The sequence below is a fragment of the Pseudomonas sp. MPB23 genome, from assembly GCF_046605395.1.
Taxonomy (GTDB): domain Bacteria; phylum Pseudomonadota; class Gammaproteobacteria; order Pseudomonadales; family Pseudomonadaceae; genus Aquipseudomonas.
In genome coordinates this window covers 6,102,363-6,120,493 of the sequence record NZ_CP176771.1, presented here as the reverse complement: position 1 = coordinate 6,120,493, position 18,131 = coordinate 6,102,363, and the positions used below count along the sequence as shown (strand labels likewise).

Here is an 18,131-nt window from a genome sequence, read left to right as displayed (position 1 = left end):
CGACAGGGCTGTCTTGCAGGGCTTACTTGATACGTTGACCTGGCTTGGCGCCGCTGTCAGGGCTCAGCAGGTAGATCTCTTCACCGCCAGGGCCCGCCGCCATCACCATGCCTTCGGAAACACCGAACTTCATTTTCCGCGGCTTGAGGTTGGCGATCATCATGGTCAGGCGGCCATTGAGCTTGGACGGATCCGGATAAGCACTCTTGATCCCGGAGAACACGTTGCGCTGCTCATCGCCAATGTCGAGGGTCAGGCGCAGCAGCTTGTCGGCACCTTCAACGGCTTCGGCCTTGAGGATCAGCGCAACGCGCAGGTCCACGGCGGCAAAGGCGTCGAAGTCGATCTCGGGCGAGAGCGGGTCCTTGGCCAATTCGCCGTTGCCAGCGGGTTGCGATTCGCCGGTGTCGGTCTGGCTGGCGACCAGGTCTTCTTTCGACGCGTCGGTCATGGCCTGGACCTTGACCGGGTCGATACGGGTCATCAGCGGCTTGAACTCGTTCAACTGATGGTTGCTGAGCAAGGTGGCGTGGTCGTTCCAGGTCAGCGGCGCGACGTTGAGGAACGCCTCGGCGTCGGCGGCCAGCAATGGCAGCACTGGCTTGAGGAAGATCACCAACTGGCGGAACAGGTTGACGCCCGTGGCACAGATTGCCTGGACTTCAGCCTGCTTGCCTTCCTGCTTGTTCAGCGACCACGGCGCCTTGTCGGCGATCCAGGCGTTGGCGCGGTCGGCCAGGCCCATGATCTCGCGCATGGCGCGGGCAAAGTCGCGGGCTTCATAGGCGTCGGCGATGCCAGGCGCGGCGGCCAGGAAGGCTTCGGTCAGCTCCGGCGCGGCGTTCTCGGCCACCAGCACACCGGCGTTGCCCTTGTGGATGAAACCGGCGCAACGGCTGGCGATGTTGACGACTTTGCCGACCAGGTCCGAGTTGACCTTCTGTACGAAGTCTTCCAGGTTCAGGTCGAGGTCGTCGACGCCACGGCCCAGCTTGGACGCGTAGTAGTAGCGCAGGTATTCCGGCGACAGGTGATCCAGGTAGGTGCGCGCCTTGATAAAGGTGCCACGGGACTTGGACATCTTCTGGCCGTTGACGGTCAGGTAGCCGTGTACGTTGATGCCGGTCGGCGTGCGGTAGCCCGAACCTTCGAGCATGGCCGGCCAGAACAGGGCGTGGAAGTTGACGATGTCCTTGCCGATGAAGTGGTACAGCTCAGCGGTGGAGTCCTTGCTCCAGAACGCGTCGAAGTCCAGCCCCGGCGTGCGGCTGCACAGGTTCTTGAAGCTGGCCATGTAGCCGATCGGCGCGTCGAGCCACACGTAGAAATACTTGCCCGGTTCGCCCGGGATTTCGAAACCGAAGTACGGCGCATCGCGGGAGATATCCCACTGTTGCAGGCCGGCATCCAGCCATTCGGCGATTTTGTTGGCGACGGCGTCCTGCAGGGTGCCGCTGCGGGTCCAGGTTTGCAGCATTTGCTGGAAATCCGGGAGTTTGAAGAAGAAATGCTGGGAATCCTTGAGCACCGGGGTGGCGCCGGAAATGGCCGACTTCGGGTCTTTCAGGTCGGTCGGTGCGTAAGTGGCACCACATTTCTCGCAATTGTCGCCGTACTGGTCTTCGGTGCCGCATTTCGGGCAGGTGCCCTTGATGAAGCGGTCGGCCAGGAACATTTTCTTTTCCGGGTCGAAATACTGGGTGATCGAGCGCGTGGCGATGTGCCCGGCGTCCTTCAACCGCAGGTAGATCTGGCTCGACAGCTCGCGGTTTTCGTCGGAGTGGGTCGAGTGGAAGTTGTCGAAATCCACCAGGAACTCGGCAAAGTCGGCGCTGTGTTCAGCCTGCACATTGGCGATCAGTTGTTCCGGGGTGATCCCTTCCTTTTCGGCGCGCAACATGATGGCCGAACCGTGGGCGTCGTCCGCGCAGACATAAATGCATTGATTGCCGCGATGCTTCTGGAAGCGCACCCACATATCGGTCTGGATGTACTCAAGCATATGGCCAAGATGGATGGAACCATTGGCATAGGGCAGGGCGCTGGTGACGAGGATCTTGCGTGGCTCGGACATGGGGCTCGGCTACTTGATGAAACGGAGGTCGGCCACTATAAAGCGCCGCGAAATATATTTCACCCCGTGGCGCTGTTTCAGCCTCTTTCTCACCTGCGAAAGCGTGCCGCAATGCTGCCGGAACGGTTAGGATAGCCGCCTGTTTCAGTCAGTCTTTTTTCGGGAGTAGCCCATGAGCGCCGTCAATCGCGCAGCGGTGGAAGCCGTTCTTCGCCAGTACACCGACCCCTATTTGAACCAGGACCCGGTCAGTGCTGGCTGTGTTCGCGCCATCGAGATCCAGGGGGATCAGGTGTCGGTCCAGTTGGAACTGGGTTATGCGGCCGGCCTGTTCAAGCGCGGTTGGGCGCAGATGCTGCAAATGGCCATCGAAGGCATCGACGGCGTGGGTTCCGCCAGGGTCGACATTCAGTGTGTGATCGCACCGCACAAGGCCCAGGCGCAGATCCCTGGCTTGGCCAATGTCAAGAACGTGGTGGCGGTGGCTTCCGGCAAGGGCGGCGTGGGTAAATCCACCACGGCGGCCAACCTGGCTCTGGCCCTGGCCCGTGAAGGCGCGCGGGTGGGCATTCTTGATGCCGATATCTACGGCCCGAGCCAAGGCGTGATGTTTGGCATTGCGCAGGGTACGCGGCCGAAGATCAAGGACCAGAAGTGGTTCGTGCCAATTGAATCCTTGGGTGTTGAAGTCATGTCCATGGCGTTCCTGACCGATGACAACACACCGATGGTCTGGCGTGGGCCTATGGTTTCGGGCGCACTGCTGCAGTTGGTCACCCAGACCGCCTGGGGCGATCTGGACTACCTGGTGATCGACATGCCGCCTGGCACCGGCGATATCCAGCTGACCCTGGCGCAGAAAGTCCCGGTGGCCGGTTCGGTGATCGTGACCACGCCCCAGGACCTGGCGCTGCTGGACGCGAAGAAAGGCGTGGAGATGTTCCGCAAGGTCAATATCCCGGTGTTGGGCGTCGTGGAAAACATGGCGGTACACATCTGCTCCAACTGCGGTCACGCCGAGCATCTGTTTGGTGAGGGCGGCGGTGAGAAGTTGGCCACCCAGTACGGTGTCGAATTGCTGGCCTCGTTGCCGCTGTCGATGGTGATCCGTGAACAGGCCGACGGCGGCAAGCCCACCGTGGCGGCAGAGCCTGATGGTCAGATTGCCATGATCTACCAGGAGCTGGCCCGTCATGTGGGCGCGCGTATCGTCCTGCAAGAAGCGGCGACGCCTGCGATGCCGACTATTACCGTCAGCGACGACTGATCCGTCTGGAAGGAAAGCAGCCTCGACAGTGTCGGGGCTTTTTCTTGCCCGCAGGTCGGTCAACGGTGTCCGGTTACGCTTTTGCGCAATAGTGCGTGTAAGCATTCGCTTACTTTTTCGTAAGCGATTGGTTTTTTTGCCGGGCGTGGACGTCTCGAATGCTCGAGAGTGTTTTCTAAGCTATTGAAAAATAACAATTATTTATCGTGTGTTTAGCGTGTGTTTTTGATGATGCGCCGGTTGCATCCCGTTGAACTTCCCTTCGAACTCTTTAACATCAGCCCCGTGTCCAAGGATTGACACAGCCATCACGGAACGATGGCTTGAAGGAACGTCGCAGGATGCGATTCATCAGGATGATGAAAAGGAACACAGGGACTAGGGAAAAAATGTGGGCGGGTCATACCGCCCCTTTTTTTTGTCTGCAGAAAAGTGAACCCCGCTCTCCACAAATGCAAAAAGGCCCGCAAGGGGCCTTTTAGAGAGCAACGACGCAATCAGCGTTCGAGGTGTGGCAACTTATTTTTTTGGCCATCCCACTCAGCGGCATCCGGCAGCGGATCTTTCTTCTCAGTGATATTCGGCCAGATTTCCGCCAACTCTGCGTTCAATTTGATGAATGAGTCCATCCCTTGGGGGACTTCGTCCTCGGAGAAAATGGCGACGGCCGGGCATTCAGGCTCACACAGGGCGCAGTCAATGCACTCGTCCGGGTGGATGACCAGGAAGTTCGGGCCTTCGTAAAAGCAGTCCACCGGACACACTTCTACGCAGTCGGTGTACTTGCACTTGATGCAGTTGTCGGTGACGACGAAGGTCATTTCTAATTTTCTCCTCAGGCGGCGGCAGCGAAACCCTTTGTAGCAGGGCTCGCGAAGTTTGGGAGCGATAGTCTGCGGGCCAGGCTAAAGGCCAGCAGCATCCCAAACCGCGCGAGATTCTATCAGCTTGCAAGCGTCTGCGTTAGACCCGTGTCTTCAGTGAGTAGAGCAATTCCAGCGCTTTACGCGGTGTCAAGTCATCCAGGTCAAGCTTTGCCAACTCATCCAGCACCGGGTGAGGCAGGCTGGCGAACATATCGCTCTGGTGTGGCGCGCTGGGTTTGTTCTGGGTTTTTTTCGGGCTGACGACCACGTTTTCGTGGGGCAGGGCCGTGGTTTCCAGACGGCTGAGGTGCTCGCGGGCGCGGGCGATGACATCGTTTGGCACGCCGGCCAGTTGCGCCACGGCCAGGCCATAACTCTGGCTGGCCGGCCCCGGCAACACGTGGTGCAGGAACACGATGCGCTCGTTGTGCTCGGTGGCATTGAGGTGCACGTTGGCCACCAGCGGCTCGCTTTCCGGCAGTACGGTCAGCTCGAAATAGTGCGTGGCAAACAGCGTATAGGCACGCAAATGCGCCAGGCGCTCCGCCGCCGCCCACGCCAGGGACAGGCCGTCGAAGGTGCTGGTGCCGCGACCCACTTCGTCCATCAGCACCAGGCTGCGTTCGGTGGCGTTATGCAGGATATTGGCGGTTTCGCTCATCTCCACCATAAAGGTCGAACGGCCACCGGCCAGGTCGTCGCTGGAACCGATCCGGGTGAAGATGCGGTCCACCAGGGACAACTCACAACTGGCCGCCGGCACAAAGCTGCCGATATGCGCCAGCAACACGATCAACGCGGTTTGGCGCATGTAGGTGGATTTACCGCCCATATTCGGGCCGGTGATTACCAACATGCGGGTATCGTCGTCCAGCGACAGGTCGTTGGCGACGAACGGTGTGGTCAACACCTGCTCCACCACCGGGTGGCGGCCCTGCACAATGCGCATGCACGGCTCACTGACGAAACGCGGGCAGTTCAGATCAAGATTGAGTGCTCGTTCGGCAAGGTTGCTCAGCACATCCAGCTCCGCCAGGGCGGCGGCGGTGTCCTGCAGAGGCGCCAACTGGCCGATCAGGTCTTCGAGTAAGGCTTCGTAGAGCATCTTTTCCCGAGCCAGCGCGCGGCTTTTGGCCGACAGCGCCTTGTCTTCGAATTCTTTGAGCTCCGGGGTGATAAAGCGCTCGGCACCCTTGAGGGTCTGGCGGCGCTGGTAATCGATAGGCGCCTGTTCGGCCTGTTTGCTTGGCAGCTCGATAAAGTAGCCGTGCACGCGGTTGTAGCCGACTTTCAGGTTGGCCAGGCCGGTACGCGCTTTTTCGCGGGCTTCCAGATCAATCAGGAACTGCCCGGCGTTCTCGCTCAGGGATTGCAGTTCGTCCAGTTCGCTGTCGTAGCCGGTCTTCAGCACGCCGCCGTCACGGATGATCGCCGGCGGGTTGTCGATGATGGCTTTTTCCAGCAGCGCCGCCAGTTCCGGGTAGGTGCCGGCGGTTTTAGCCAGTTGTTGCAGGTGCGGCGTGTCCAGTTCGGTCATCGCCACCTGCAACTGCGGCAGGGCGCTGAGGGCATCGCGCAGGCGCGCCAGGTCACGAGGCCGCGCGTTACGCAGGCCGATCCGCGCCAGGATGCGCTCGATATCGCCGATTTCCTTGAGCTGTGGCTGCAGCTTTTCAAAACGATAGCCGTCGAGCAGGCAGGTAATGGACGTCTGGCGTGCCTGCAATACGGTCAAATCCCGCAACGGGCGGTTCAGCCAGCGGGTCAGCAAACGGCTGCCCATGGCGGTCTGGCAACGGTCGACCACCGATTGCAGGGTGTTGTCGCGTCCGCCGGACAGGTTGGTGTCCAGCTCCAGGTTGCGGCGGCTGGCCCCGTCGAGCACCACCGTGTCATCCAGGCGCTCATGGCGCAGGCTGCGCAAGTGCGGCAGGGCAGTGCGCTGGGTTTCCTTGGCGTAGCTGAGCAGGCAACCGGCGGCGCCGATGGCCAGGGTCAGAGTTTCACAGCCGAAGCCCTTGAGGTCCTGCACCGAGAATTGCTGGCACAGACTTTTCAACGCCGAGTCACGCTCGAAATCCCACGGGGCGCGACGTTTGGTCCCACGACGCTTTTCCGCCGGTAGGTCTTTTGGCCAATCATCGGGGATCAGCAACTCCACAGGATTGATACGCTCAAGTTCCGCCAGCAGGTTCTCCCAGCCTTTGATCTCCTGCACGCTGAAGTTGCCGCTGGTGATGTCCAGCACGGAAAGCCCGAACAAGCGTTCATCGCCCAGCACAGCAGCGATCAGATTATCGCGACGCTCATCCAGCAGCGCCTCATCGCTCACCGTACCCGGCGTGATGATGCGCACCACCTGACGCTCCACCGGCCCTTTGCTGGTGGCCGGATCGCCGATCTGCTCGCAGATCACCACCGACTCGCCCAGCTTCACCAGCTTGACCAGATAGCCTTCGAGCGAATGGTAAGGAATGCCGCACATCGGAATCGACTGCCCCGCCGACTGCCCGCGCGCGGTCAGGGTGATGTCCAGCAACTTGGCGGCCTTCTTCGCATCTTCATAGAAGATCTCGTAGAAGTCGCCCATGCGATAGAACATCAACTGATCAGGGTGCTGGTTTTTCAGGCGCCAGTACTGCTGCATCATTGGAGTGTGGGAGGACAAGTCGGAAGTGTTTTTACTCATTGGATAGTTAGCAAATTCGTTGAATGGAGTGGGGCAAAGGTGGGGCACTCGGCCGTGCTGATTTTGCAATGGCCGCAAGGTTAGCACGCGAGATCGGCCCTTCGCAGTTCGCAAACGGATAGGTCAACGGCCTGGTAAGTGCATGAAATATGCAAATCAGCATTTGCCAACCTGCAAAACTCCCGTCACTATCCGCGCTATGCAAAAACGCAATGTTTCTATCGTCTTAAGAGAACTGCTGGATCGCGACCGGATCTCCCCCACGGAGCTTCACCGGCGTACCGGCGTGCCTCAATCCACACTGTCCCGGATCCTCAGCGGCAAGATCGTTGATCCGTCGGACAAGCACATCTCCCGCATCGCCGAGTACTTCCGCGTCAACACCGATCAACTGCGCGGGCGCGCAGCGGTGGGCGCTTTGCGCGATGACGGGCGCGACCCGATGCATTCGGAACTCAAGGACATAAGCCTGTGGGACGACGACACCCCCGTAAATGACGACGAGGTGTCGATCCCCTTTCTGCGCGAGGTTGAATTGGCTGCTGGATCAGGAAGATTCGTCATCGAGGAGAGCGAGAAGGCCAGCCTGCGGTTCGGCAAGCGCAGCCTGCGGCATAACGGCGTGCAGTTCGACCAGGCCAAGTGCGTGACGGTGCGCGGCAACAGCATGTTGCCGGTGTTACGTGATGGCGCGACAGTGGGTGTGAATGCGGGCAAGAGTGCGATCGGCGACATCGTCGATGGCGACTTGTACGCCATCAATCACAACGGCCAGCTACGGGTCAAACAGCTCTATCGCCTGCCTTCCGGGATTCGCCTGCGCAGTTTCAACCGCGATGAGCATCCGGACGAGGACTACAGCTTCCAGGATATTCAGGATGAGCAGATCAGCATCCTCGGTCATGTGTTCTGGTGGGGCATGTACGCCCGCTAACCTTCTTCTGTAAGACACAGCCCGCCAATGAGCGGGCTTTTTTTCGCCTGCGGAAAATGGTCAAACCCTTCGCCTGCAAGGCTGAAAATGCACTTGCGCATTAAGCGAGTAAAAATAAATGCATCTGTGCATTGACTGTATATGCATACATGCATATTCTTCGTCTCAAGCCAGCCAACAAGGTCTGGTGGAGGCGGCAAGGAAGCTGCCAAGGAAGACAAGGACGGCACGCGACATCGGCAAGGACGCCATCCGAGCGATGGCAGGGAAGCCAGGCAATACCGGCAAGGATGCCGACGCTCTTTAGTGACACCGCTTCAAGGAACAGGCAGCGATGAACCGGCCTCAACGGTTCAGAGGGTTGGCAACTGACCCGGGTGTGCAGCGTAAAGCACCAGAATCAGTTATCCGGCAGACAGGGATCGTGGTCGGAAAAACATCGAGGAAAGATCCGTACCGCGCCAGTAGCGCCGAAAGATCGAGGACATCATTACTGAAAAGCCCGGGCAACCGGGCTTTTTGGAATGCCTACCTATAAATGGATTTACCCAAGAGCCGGCCCTGTTGTGCCGGTAGTGCTCAGCCAGGAGGCGTGACATGACAAACGAGCAGCAAGCGTTAGCGGAAATGCCTATCTGGCTGGTGATCGTACTGGCCCTGATCGGCGGTGTATCCGGTGAAATGTGGCGCGCCGACAAGGACGGCGCCCGCGGTTGGTCGCTGGTGCGGCGCCTGGCCCTGCGGTCCGGGGCGTGCATGGTCTGCGGGGTTTCGGCCTTGATGCTGTGCTACGCCGCCGGCATGTCGATCTGGACCGCCGGCGCCATTGGTTGCCTGACCGCCATGGCCGGCGCGGATGTCGCCATCGGCCTTTATGAACGCTGGGCGGCCAAGCGCATCGGGGTCAACGAGGCCCCGACCTCTCGCCCGGATCAGCAGTAACCGCTGCAAGGACGCAACGCAATGACACTAATCGAAAAACCATCCCAACTGCCTGTGGCGATTGGGCAGGCGCTGAAGAGCGCCTTCCCACAATTGCGCGTAGGCAATCACCAGGACTTTGTCGGCACCGCAGATAAAACCGGGGTACTGATCAGCGTGGAGCGCAACGGCCCCGGCGTTCGCTCCTTTGAAGGGCGCAAGGCGCATGCCTTGTCCGTTTCACTCAGGGTCACGGTGGCCAGCGGGGCTGCCCCTTTTGACGCCTGCGACCTGGCCAGCCAATTGATGGACCTGGCGCTGGATAACCGCTGGGGCTTGCCGCCCGATCAGTGCGATTTGCCCACGGCGATCGTCGCGGCACCGACCGCACTCACAGGTGCCGAAACGGACTACGACACTTGGACGGTGTCCTTCTCCCAGAACCTCTATTTCGGCCCGTTGCTGCTCGAAGATCCCCTAGGTAAGCCGCTGTTTGCCCGCACATGGGAGGTCTCGGACATCGACGATCCGAATCAATATCGTCCCCTGCAGGAGTAGTCCATGTTCGACGCATTGCTACGCATGCAACTGGGGCCGATCGTCGAGCGCCTGGCGGAAATGGAAGCCCAGCTCGAAGACCTGTATCGACGCGCGGAAAGTTTCTGTCGGATTGGCGTATGCCAGGAGGTCGACGCGGCCAGCAATACCTGCAAGGTCTGCCATGGGGATCTGCTCAGCCCGGCCATCCGGTTTTTCAACCCGAGTGCCGGTGCACAGAGCGAAACCCGCATCCCATCCGTGGGCGAACAATGCCTGTTGCTCAACTACGGCGGCGGGGAAGGGGGCGCGCAGTCCGTGGCCTTGTTCGGCCTCAACAGTAGTCTCTTTCCGCCGGTATCCGGCGTGGCCTCGTTGACCCGACGACGCCATCAGGACGGCACCCAAAGCGACTACGACGATGCCAGCCACATCTTCAACTGGGTTAATGGCCCCACCACGTTCAGTGGGTCCCGTGAGCAGGTCGACGTCAACGTCGGCGCCGCCCGCCTGACGATGAACGCCCAGAGCATCACCCTGCAACTCGGTGCCACCAGCTTATTGCTGGATGCCGCCGGGGTGCATTTGAGCGGTCCGGTAGTGGATCACCAAGGCCGCGTGATCAGCAGCGCATAAGGATTTGCCATGATCGGAATCGATAGGAACACCGGGGCAGCCGTCGACGACTGGCTGCAATTCGTCCAGCGCGCCACCCGAGCGCTGACCACCCCCGTGGGCACGCGCCAGAAGCGCCCCTTGTACGGCTCGATGATCCCGCAACTGCTCGGCCAGAACCTCGGCGACGACCTGTTGATCCTCGCCCAGAGCCACGCCGCGCAAGCTTTCTACAACACCCAGAACGGCATCGCCGACTTCCAGCCCCAAGTCATCGTCGCCACCCGCCAGGGCGCAGGTTTGTTGCTGCGTTTTGCCGGCACCTGGAAAAACCGCCAACAATCCTTCGAGGTCGTGACATGAGCATGTTGATCCCTGGCCAGAACCAACTGGCGGAACCGGCGATTATTGCGGTCGACGCGTTCGAGCCGTTGCTGGCCGAGTTCAAGGCGTTTGTCGTCGACTACGTCGCCACCCGCGCACCGCAAAGCGCGGCCAAACTCAAGGTCAGCCTCGACAATGAAAGCGAACTGCTGACCCTGGCCCTGGAAGCGTTTTGCGTACGCTTGCAAACCCACGAGCGTAAGTACAACGCCCGCATCAAGCAGATGCTGGCGTGGTGGGCCACCGGCAGCAATCTGGATGCGCGCTTGGCCGATATGGGGCTGGAACGCCAGGTGCTCGACCCCGGTGACCCGGCCGCTTTCCCGCCGGTGCCGCCGACCCTGGAAAGCGACGACGATGCACGCCTGCGCTATTACCTGGCGCCCCATGCGCCGGCGGCGGGTTCGCGCATGCAGTATCGGCGCGAAGTGTTCACCCTTGGCGAGCGGCCCTCGGTCAAGGTGCAGAGCGCCACGTCGGGCGTGGTAACCGTCAGCTACACCTTTGACCCGGACGGTTATGCGGCTCGGATCAAGGACGGCAATGGGCGGCGCACTGCCCCCGGCGAAGTGATGGTCACCGTGCTGTCCAGGGATGGCGATGGCAGCGCTTCCGCCGATTTGCTTGACGGCGTACGCCGACATTTCGCACGGCCTGATGTACGACCGGAAACAGATTTCGTCACCGTCCAAGGCGCGCAGATTCAGCGTTACAAAATTCGCGTAATAGCCAGGATCAATGCCGGGCCGGATTCGGGCTTGACCCAAGTGGCCGCGCAGCAACTGCTGCAAACCTACGCCGACTCCTGTCATCGCCTGGAAGGCCGAGTGGACCCGAGCTGGATCGACTACGCCATCCACAGCGCCGGCGCTGCGCAATTGCAGATTCTCGAACCGCTGGAGCCGATCATCAGCACGGCGTTCCAGGCCCCGTATTGCACGGGCGTCGAGGTGGAGGTGCGCACGCTATGAGCGAAGCCAAAACGAGCCTGTTGCCCGCCAACAGCTCACCGCTGGAGAAGGCCCTGGACCTGGGGTTCGGCCACTTGCTGGAACGGGTCACGCCGCCGTTTCCCGAGCTGATGGACCCGGATCACACACCGTCGGCGTTCTTGCCCTACCTGGCGGCAGATCGCGCGGTCAACGAATGGAGCACCACGGCCCCTGAAGTCGAGAAACGCCTGACTGTCAAACTCGCCTGGCCCACCGCCCGCCAGGCCGGCACTCGCCAGGCCCTGGAAAACGCCGCCAAGGGCCTGCAACTCAGCCCCGAAGTGCGCGCCTGGTATGAGCAGAAACCGCCGGGCGTGCCCTACAGCTTTGCCGTACGGGCCTGGACCGAATTGCCCTACAGCGAAGCCATCGACGCCCGACTCGACCGCCGCCTGGCCGACGCCAAAAGCGAGCGCGACATCCTGTCGATCTCCGTGGGCCTGAGCGCATCGGGCCGCCACTTTCTCGGCGCGGCGACACTGTGCGGCGAACTGACCACGATTTATCCCAACGTGCTGGCAGGGGTCGAGGCCTCGGGTCGCGCCTTTATGGCGGCCGGTCTCTACACCGTCGAAACCACCACCCTTTATCCACAGGAGCACTAAATGGCTGACTATTACACCCTGCTCACGAACGCGGGAATCGCCTATGAAACCGCCTGCAAGGCGGCCGGCATCCCCATCAAACTGGCGCAGATCTCCGTCGGCGACGGCAACGGCGCCGTCTACAACCCCGACGCCAGCGCCAAGGCGCTCAAGCGCGAAGTCTGGCGCGGTCCGTTGAACACGCTGTTCCAGGACGAGAAAAACGCCAACTGGCTGATGGCCGAAGTCACCATTCCGTCGGATGTCGGCGGTTGGTATGTACGCGAAGCCGGGCTGTGGACGGATACCGGGATCTTGTATGCCGTCGTTAAATATCCGGAGTCGTACAAGCCGGTGTTGGCGACGTCGGGGTCGGGGAAAGAGTTTTATATCCGCTCGATCTTTGAGACGAGTAATGCTGCGATCGTGACGTTATTGATTGATGACACGGTGGTGAAGGCGACTCGGGCTTGGGTGATGGATTACCTGGCGCAACAGTTGGCGAAGGGGACTTATACCAAGGCTGAGATTGAGGCGATGATTGCCAAGGCTTCGGCGTTGCCGGTGGGTTCTATGGTGGCGTTTCCCGTCGACAAGATCCCGCCGGGTTTTCTCGAAGTTGACGGCAGTGTCAAGAGTGCCGCGGCTTATCCAGACTTGGCGAAGTTTCTGGGCACTGCTTTCAACAAGGGGGATGAAGGCGTTGGGAATTTTCGATTGCCTGAATCGCGTGGGGAGTTTTTGCGCGGGTGGGATCATGGGCGTGGGGTTGATGCCGGACGTATGATCGGCGGCTGGCAAGAGGATTTGTTTAAGTCCCATACCCATCGAATGCAATATGGGAGTTATGCCGGCGGAAGTTTAGGGGCGCCCGGATATCAAACGGTAGGTGTTTTGTCAGCTATCGGGGTGGAAGCTACGGGCGGAAATGAGACCCGTCCGCGCAATTTGGCAGTGATGTGGTGCATCAAAGCTTGGAACGCACCAATCAATCAGGGAAATATTGATGTCGCTGCTTTGGTCACTTTTGCCTCTCAGGCAACCGAGACGAATCAGGGTACGGCCAAGATCGCCTCTGATGCGCAGATGCTCGACAGCGTAAATGACGCGGTAATTGTCACGCCCAAAAAGCTACGGTTTGGATTTTCGATCAGCTTGGCCGCCAACGGCTATATCGCGTTTCCAACCTGGTTGGGTGGGCTGATCGTTCAATGGGGGCTGGCTTCCGCCACGGTGCTCGATGGTCGAGTGACGGTGCCTTTTCCGCTTGCGTTCCCTACGGCCTGTCGTTCTTTGGTTGCTGTACCGATCAACCCGGATGTGGACGGTAACATTGATTCCGGTCCACAAATTGTCAGTATTTCATCGCCCAGCTTTAACGCTTACATCCAGAACTATGTGGGTGGGGTCGGCGTTCCAAAAGGGTTTTATTGGCATGCAATCGGACACTAAGGGGATCTACTGTGCGTCTTTATAGCAAAGCTACCGGCAGCACTTATCTGAAAGGAATGCACACTGATATTCCTGACGATGTGATTGAAATCAACGAGGAGTTGTACCGTTCTGTAATTGGAAATCCCGCATCTGGAAAAGTAAGGAACCATGATGAAAACGGCCTTCCTTACTTAGTCGATGAACCTCAAATAGAACGCGATACAACTGTATTTGAGCGTGAATGGCGTGACGCCGAACTGGCTTCGGTTATGTGGTTGCGTGAGCGTCACCGTGATCAACAGGAAATGGGCATTGATACAACGCTCTCAGGCGAGCAGTTTAAAGAACTGCTGGTTTACATCCAGGCGCTACGGGATTGGCCGCAATCCCTCAAATTTCCGAATATCGAATATCGGCCAGTCAAACCGACATGGGTCAAGGAACAAACCGAATAAACGTCCTGCAATCGCGGAACGTTTTCTTTCCCGCTTACAACTTCATCCCAAACCGCGCCTAGCGGTTTTTTCTCGCCTGGAGATTCTCTCTTATGCCCACCCGCCAAACCTACACCGTCCTCATCCCATTCCCCACCGGCGCCGGACATTGGTCCTCCGTCGGCCAGGAGTTGGACTTGCTGGACGTCGAAGCAACCGCCCTGCGCACCGCTGGACGTCTGGAACTCACCAGCGTCTTCAACGCAACCCCGGCCAAAAAGGCCATTACCAAGAAGGCTGACTAACCATGGCTGAAGTCCTCAACTTCGAGCACAACGGCATCACCGTGAATGCCACCGAATCCCCCGAGGCCATGGGTGGCCTCGGTGACAATGTGATCGGCCTGGTCGGCACTGCGCCGAACGCCCATGGGTCGATTCCGAAAAACGCCCCGTTCCGTATCAACAGCTTCACCACCCAAGCGCTGCTGGACCCGACCGGTGCCGAGACCGGCACGTTGTTCCACGCGGTGTACCAGATCCTCAAGGTGGTGAAGGTGCCGGTCTACGTGGTGATCGTGGAGGAGGGCGCCACCCCCGCTGACACGATCAATAACGTGATCGGCGGCGACGAGCCGGTCACCGGCCGCAAGCTGGGCCTGGCGGCACTGGCCAGCGTCCCCGAAGACCTGACCATCATCGGCGCCCCAGGCTTCACCGGCACCAAGGCCGTGGCCGGCGAGTTCGCGGCCTTCGGCAAGCGCATCAAGGCCCGTGTGGTGCTGGATGGCAAGGACGCATCGGTCGCCGACCAGGTGACCTACAGCGGCGAACTGGGCGGTGCCGACCTCGGTTTTGACCGGTGCCTGCTGGTGCACAACATGCCGTCGGTGTACTCCAGGGCGGCGAAGAAAAACGTGTTCCTCGCGCCGTCGTCCCTGGCTATCGCGGCGTTGGCCAAGGTCAAGCAGTGGGAAAGCCCAGGCAACCAGGTGACGTTCGCCGAGGACGTTTCCCGCGTGGTCGAGTACAACATCCTCGACACCTCCACCGAAGGCGACCTGCTCAACCGCTACGGCGTGAGCTACTACGCCCGCACCATCCTCGGCGGCTTTTCGTTGCTGGGTAACCGTTCCATCACCGGCAAGTTCATCAGTTACGTCGGCCTGGAAGATGCGATCAGCCGCAAGCTGGTCAAGGCCGGCCAGAAAGCCATGGCCAAGAACCTCACCAAGTCCTTTATGGATCAGGAGGTCAAGCGCATCAACGACTGGCTGCAAACCCTGGTCGCCGACGAAACCATCCCCGGCGGCAGCGTGTACCTGCACCCGGAATTGAACAGTGTCGAGAAGTACAAGAACGGCACCTGGTTCATCGTCATTGACTACGGCCGCTACGCGCCGAACGAACACATGGTTTATCAACTCAACGCCCGCGATGAAATCATCGAGCAGTTCCTGGAGGACGTTCTCTAATGTTTACCAATCGAGTCAGACAGGCCATTGCGGCCACCCTTCAAGGCCTGCCGTTGTCCGCGACGGTCAACTCGTTCACACCACCGAAGATCGACTTCGACATGGAGTTGATGACCGGCGGACGTTTCATCGGCGAAGAAATGGCCAAGAGCGCCAAGGTGTTGAACGCGACCCTGGAGCTGCAAGGCGCAGGTCCGGAAATCATGCTTGCCCTGGGCGTAACCATGGGGGAGGACATCCTGCTGAATGTCCGTGAGGCCGGCCAGGACCAGGACGGCAGGACGTATTTCACCTACCACACCGTTGGCGGCAAGCTGAAGTCTCTGAGCGAGACCACGCTGAAGATGGGCGAGAAACCCACCACCACCCTGGAGCTGTCCTGCCGCACCTACAACCGCCTGGAAAACGGCATCTCGGTGATCGACATCGACGTGCGTACCCAGAAGTTCGTGCTCAACGGCGTCGACATCCTCGGCGATGCCCGTCGCGCCGTGCTGATGCCTTAACCCTCGGGGGCGGGCCTGCTCGCCCCTTTATTTCACCAAGGAATTGCCCCATGGCCTGGATGCCACCGCTGCACATTCTGCTGTCCCCGATCACCGCCGACACTGGCGCGGTGATCGAGCAGATTCAACTCAAACCGTTGTTTTACGCCGCGCAAAAAGATGCGCTGGCCCGGGCCGGTGACGACGAGGACGATCAGTTCTTTGAACTGGCGAAACTCGCCACCGGCCTGTCGGAAAAAGAACTCGACCAACTCAAGCGCCCGGACTACGTGACCATCGCCCAATACGTACACGAGATGTCGACGCGTCCTGCATCGTTCTTCCTCGATGAGTCCCACCCATCCCCCCACGACCAGCCCGTGCGACTGCTGCTCCCCGTCGACGCCGCCGGCCGCTCCCTGACTGCGCTGCCCCTGGAAATGCCCGCCCTGCGTGCCACCAAAGTGATGAAAAAACTCGCCACCAACAAAGAGCGCGCCGAGTTCATCACCGCCCACTGCACCGGTCTGATGATCCCCGACCTCGCCGGCCTGACCGTGCCCGACTGGACCGAGCTGCAGGAGCGCATCGACGATTTTTTAAATCAACCGGCGGCCTTCTTTCGCAACGCGACATCGACGTGATCCTCGATGTGGTGCCGCTGGTGTATTCGGTGAATGAAGCGGAGATCCTCGATTGGGATGCCGCAAAAGCGTTGCGCCGCTACGACATTGCGATCACTCGCCTTGGCGTCAAACAGGAGTAGAGCGGGATGCAAGAGACTCAATATGGGATCAAGCTCGTCCAGGAAGACGTGCGCTGGATGTTCGGCGAGGCGGATCTGGGCAATGCGCTGGCCCCGTTTTCCGCAAGTGCTGTGGCGCCTGTAAGCCTGGAGGCTGCATCGGGTCCGCAGGTTACGCTCGGCGCTACGTTGGCCACACTCAGTGTGGATATCAACGCTTTGACGCAGGGGCAAGTGCGCTTGCGGGAAACGTTGGAGACGCTCAACAGTGCGTTGTCCGACCCGAGCCGTTCGATCAAGGCCCCGGCCGCCGAAGCCGATAGTCCACTTGTCCAGGCGCTCAAATGGGCGGGGGAGGGCTTGACAGACTCGGCCAGGACCAAGGTTTCGGACAAGGTCATTGAAGGGACGCTTGGCAAGATTCCCGTGGTCGGTGAACTGTTCAAAAAAGACAGCAAGGGGAATGACGCGTGTTGCACGGGCATCAGCGAAACCTTGCGCGGACGCGAGCGTTTTGCTCCACGAAACACCGCCGCGAAGAAGCGCGCTCGCCCATCGGGGCTTTCAACCTCAAAAAAAACCTCAGGTCCCAGTAACAAAACCACTGGGTTTACCGCGACGGCCCGCAAGCTCGGCCCCCTGAAATATGCCGCTGTCGCCATGGACGTGATCCAGGGCGCACGCAACGGCGACGCAAAAGCCATCGGCACAGGGCTGAGCACGGCGGGCGCTGCGTGGGCCGGCGCTTCGGCTGGAGCCGCCATCGGTACGATGATTTTCCCCGGCGTCGGCACCGCTGTCGGCGGCGCAATCGGCGGCTTGCTCGGTAGCGAGGTGGGCGCATGGCTGGGCGACAAACTGTTCGGCTCAACCGATCGCCTTCCCGCTCCTGGTGCCGTGAGCAAAGAGCTCAACAGCGCCCGGACGGACAACGCTCAAATCACGATTGCTCCGAATATTCAGATTACGGGCGTCAACCCGGCCGATGCCCAGCAGGTCGTCAACCAAGTGATCCAGGCCCTGCAATTTCAATGCATGCCGATGGTCACGGACAGCCTGGGCATCCGGCGCAACGCGGCCCTGGCCGACACTGGAGGTGACTGATGCGACAACAAATGGTGTTGGGCGATTTTATATTCGGTCTGTCCCGGGACTTTGCCTACTCCTCGTTGATCCGCAATAGCGATGGCGGCTGGGCAGACCTGACGATTATCGCCAGCAAGCCCCAGTCGCGGCAGAACGGGCAGAAATCGGAAAAGCTCATTTTCGGCGGCACGGCCATGTACGCGGTAGGTATGCAGCGCCTGGATGACTTGCGCGCCTTGCAGAATCTGCGGGTGCCGTTGCCTCTGGTCGACGGCATCGGCCGTAACTGGGGCCTTTGGCGGATCAACGTGGTGGCGGAAACCCAGAGCCGCGTGATTGATGACGGCACGGCCATGGTGGTGGCCTGGACCCTGGAACTCGAGGAGTTCACCAATGCGTAGAGTACGAAGTATCGCCGGTGATTCGGTGAACCTGCTGCTGTACCGCGAGTTGGATCGTTGCGATGACGCCGCGGAAGAAAACCTTTGGCGCTTGAACCCCGCGCTTGCCGAATACGGCCCGGTGCTTCCGGCCGGCGTATGGGTGATCGTGCCCGAAATGCAATCGCGCCCGGCGGCGGTGCGCCCCGTTCTGGCATGGGATTAAGGAG

21 protein-coding genes are annotated in these 18,131 nt (G+C 60.1%); 18 read left to right on the top strand and 3 right to left on the bottom strand.

What is annotated here, in order from left to right:
• Positions 1-22 precede the first annotated feature (22 nt).
• Entirely contained in the window at positions 23-2,074 is a 2,052-nt protein-coding gene (gene metG / locus ACLH0J_RS27865; protein WP_411389963.1) for a methionine--tRNA ligase, read from the bottom strand.
• Between the two features lie 172 nt (positions 2,075-2,246).
• On the opposite strand from metG, the gene apbC reads away from it, so the two are divergent.
• Positions 2,247-3,341: an iron-sulfur cluster carrier protein ApbC gene (apbC, locus tag ACLH0J_RS27860; protein ID WP_411389962.1), complete on the top strand. Its 1,095-nt coding sequence runs from the start codon at positions 2,247-2,249 to the stop codon at positions 3,339-3,341.
• A 497-nt stretch (positions 3,342-3,838) separates the two neighbouring features.
• On the opposite strand, the gene fdxA is transcribed toward apbC, so the two are convergent.
• Together fdxA and mutS are read right to left on the bottom strand one after the other, a co-directional pair.
• Positions 3,839-4,162, bottom strand: coding sequence for a ferredoxin FdxA (gene fdxA / locus ACLH0J_RS27855; RefSeq protein WP_411389961.1), 324 nt, complete (start codon positions 4,160-4,162; stop codon positions 3,839-3,841).
• Between the two features lie 142 nt (positions 4,163-4,304).
• Entirely contained in the window at positions 4,305-6,896 is a 2,592-nt protein-coding gene (gene mutS, locus ACLH0J_RS27850) for a DNA mismatch repair protein MutS (RefSeq protein ID WP_411389960.1), read from the bottom strand.
• A gap of 199 nt (positions 6,897-7,095) precedes the next feature.
• Between mutS and ACLH0J_RS27845 the strand changes: the two genes are divergently transcribed.
• From ACLH0J_RS27845 to ACLH0J_RS27765, 17 genes are all read left to right on the top strand, one after another.
• Positions 7,096-7,830, top strand: coding sequence for a helix-turn-helix transcriptional regulator (locus tag ACLH0J_RS27845; RefSeq protein WP_411389959.1), 735 nt, complete (start codon positions 7,096-7,098; stop codon positions 7,828-7,830).
• 597 nt (positions 7,831-8,427) lie between these two features.
• Positions 8,428-8,772, top strand: coding sequence for a phage holin family protein (locus ACLH0J_RS27840; protein WP_411389958.1), 345 nt, complete (start codon positions 8,428-8,430; stop codon positions 8,770-8,772).
• 21 nt (positions 8,773-8,793) lie between these two features.
• On the top strand, positions 8,794-9,309 hold the full coding sequence (locus ACLH0J_RS27835) for a hypothetical protein (RefSeq protein ID WP_411389957.1): 516 nt from the start codon (positions 8,794-8,796) through the stop codon (positions 9,307-9,309).
• A 3-nt stretch (positions 9,310-9,312) separates the two neighbouring features.
• Positions 9,313-9,924 (top strand): phage baseplate assembly protein V, encoded by a 612-nt coding sequence (locus tag ACLH0J_RS27830; protein ID WP_411389956.1) that lies wholly within the window; start codon positions 9,313-9,315, stop codon positions 9,922-9,924.
• Positions 9,925-9,933: 9 nt separating this feature from the next.
• On the top strand, positions 9,934-10,266 hold the full coding sequence (locus tag ACLH0J_RS27825) for a phage baseplate protein (protein ID WP_321142776.1): 333 nt from the start codon (positions 9,934-9,936) through the stop codon (positions 10,264-10,266).
• Complete coding sequence (locus ACLH0J_RS27820; protein ID WP_411389955.1) at positions 10,263-11,258, top strand: baseplate J/gp47 family protein; 996 nt, start codon at positions 10,263-10,265, stop codon at positions 11,256-11,258. Before ACLH0J_RS27825 ends, ACLH0J_RS27820 begins: the two co-directional genes overlap by 4 nt.
• Positions 11,255-11,884, top strand: coding sequence for a phage tail protein I (locus tag ACLH0J_RS27815; RefSeq protein WP_411389954.1), 630 nt, complete (start codon positions 11,255-11,257; stop codon positions 11,882-11,884). The genes ACLH0J_RS27820 and ACLH0J_RS27815 overlap by 4 nt, the downstream gene beginning before the upstream one ends.
• Positions 11,885-13,315, top strand: a complete 1,431-nt coding sequence (locus ACLH0J_RS27810) for a phage tail protein (RefSeq protein ID WP_411389953.1) — start codon at positions 11,885-11,887, stop codon at positions 13,313-13,315.
• 11 nt (positions 13,316-13,326) lie between these two features.
• A complete protein-coding gene (locus tag ACLH0J_RS27805) occupies positions 13,327-13,752 on the top strand; it encodes a phage tail assembly chaperone (RefSeq protein ID WP_411389952.1) in 426 nt (141 codons plus the stop codon).
• Positions 13,753-13,844: 92 nt separating this feature from the next.
• Entirely contained in the window at positions 13,845-14,036 is a 192-nt protein-coding gene (locus ACLH0J_RS27800) for a hypothetical protein (protein WP_078833459.1), read from the top strand.
• Positions 14,037-14,038: 2 nt separating this feature from the next.
• The gene (locus ACLH0J_RS27795) at positions 14,039-15,205 is read left to right on the top strand and encodes a phage tail protein (protein ID WP_411389951.1); all 1,167 of its coding nucleotides are present in this window, start codon (positions 14,039-14,041) and stop codon (positions 15,203-15,205) included.
• On the top strand, positions 15,205-15,711 hold the full coding sequence (locus ACLH0J_RS27790) for a phage major tail tube protein (RefSeq protein ID WP_411389950.1): 507 nt from the start codon (positions 15,205-15,207) through the stop codon (positions 15,709-15,711). The genes ACLH0J_RS27795 and ACLH0J_RS27790 overlap by 1 nt, the downstream gene beginning before the upstream one ends.
• Before the next feature lie 50 nt (positions 15,712-15,761).
• On the top strand, positions 15,762-16,334 hold the full coding sequence (locus tag ACLH0J_RS27785) for a phage tail assembly protein (protein ID WP_411389949.1): 573 nt from the start codon (positions 15,762-15,764) through the stop codon (positions 16,332-16,334).
• Positions 16,331-16,456, top strand: coding sequence for a hypothetical protein (locus tag ACLH0J_RS27780; RefSeq protein WP_010212704.1), 126 nt, complete (start codon positions 16,331-16,333; stop codon positions 16,454-16,456). Before ACLH0J_RS27785 ends, ACLH0J_RS27780 begins: the two co-directional genes overlap by 4 nt.
• A 6-nt stretch (positions 16,457-16,462) precedes the next feature.
• Entirely contained in the window at positions 16,463-17,539 is a 1,077-nt protein-coding gene (locus tag ACLH0J_RS27775) for a hypothetical protein (protein WP_411389948.1), read from the top strand.
• Positions 17,539-17,922: a phage tail protein gene (locus tag ACLH0J_RS27770; RefSeq protein WP_411389947.1), complete on the top strand. Its 384-nt coding sequence runs from the start codon at positions 17,539-17,541 to the stop codon at positions 17,920-17,922. The genes ACLH0J_RS27775 and ACLH0J_RS27770 overlap by 1 nt, the downstream gene beginning before the upstream one ends.
• Positions 17,915-18,127, top strand: a complete 213-nt coding sequence (locus ACLH0J_RS27765; RefSeq protein WP_411389946.1) for a tail protein X — start codon at positions 17,915-17,917, stop codon at positions 18,125-18,127. Before ACLH0J_RS27770 ends, ACLH0J_RS27765 begins: the two co-directional genes overlap by 8 nt.
• Positions 18,128-18,131: the final 4 nt, after the last annotated feature.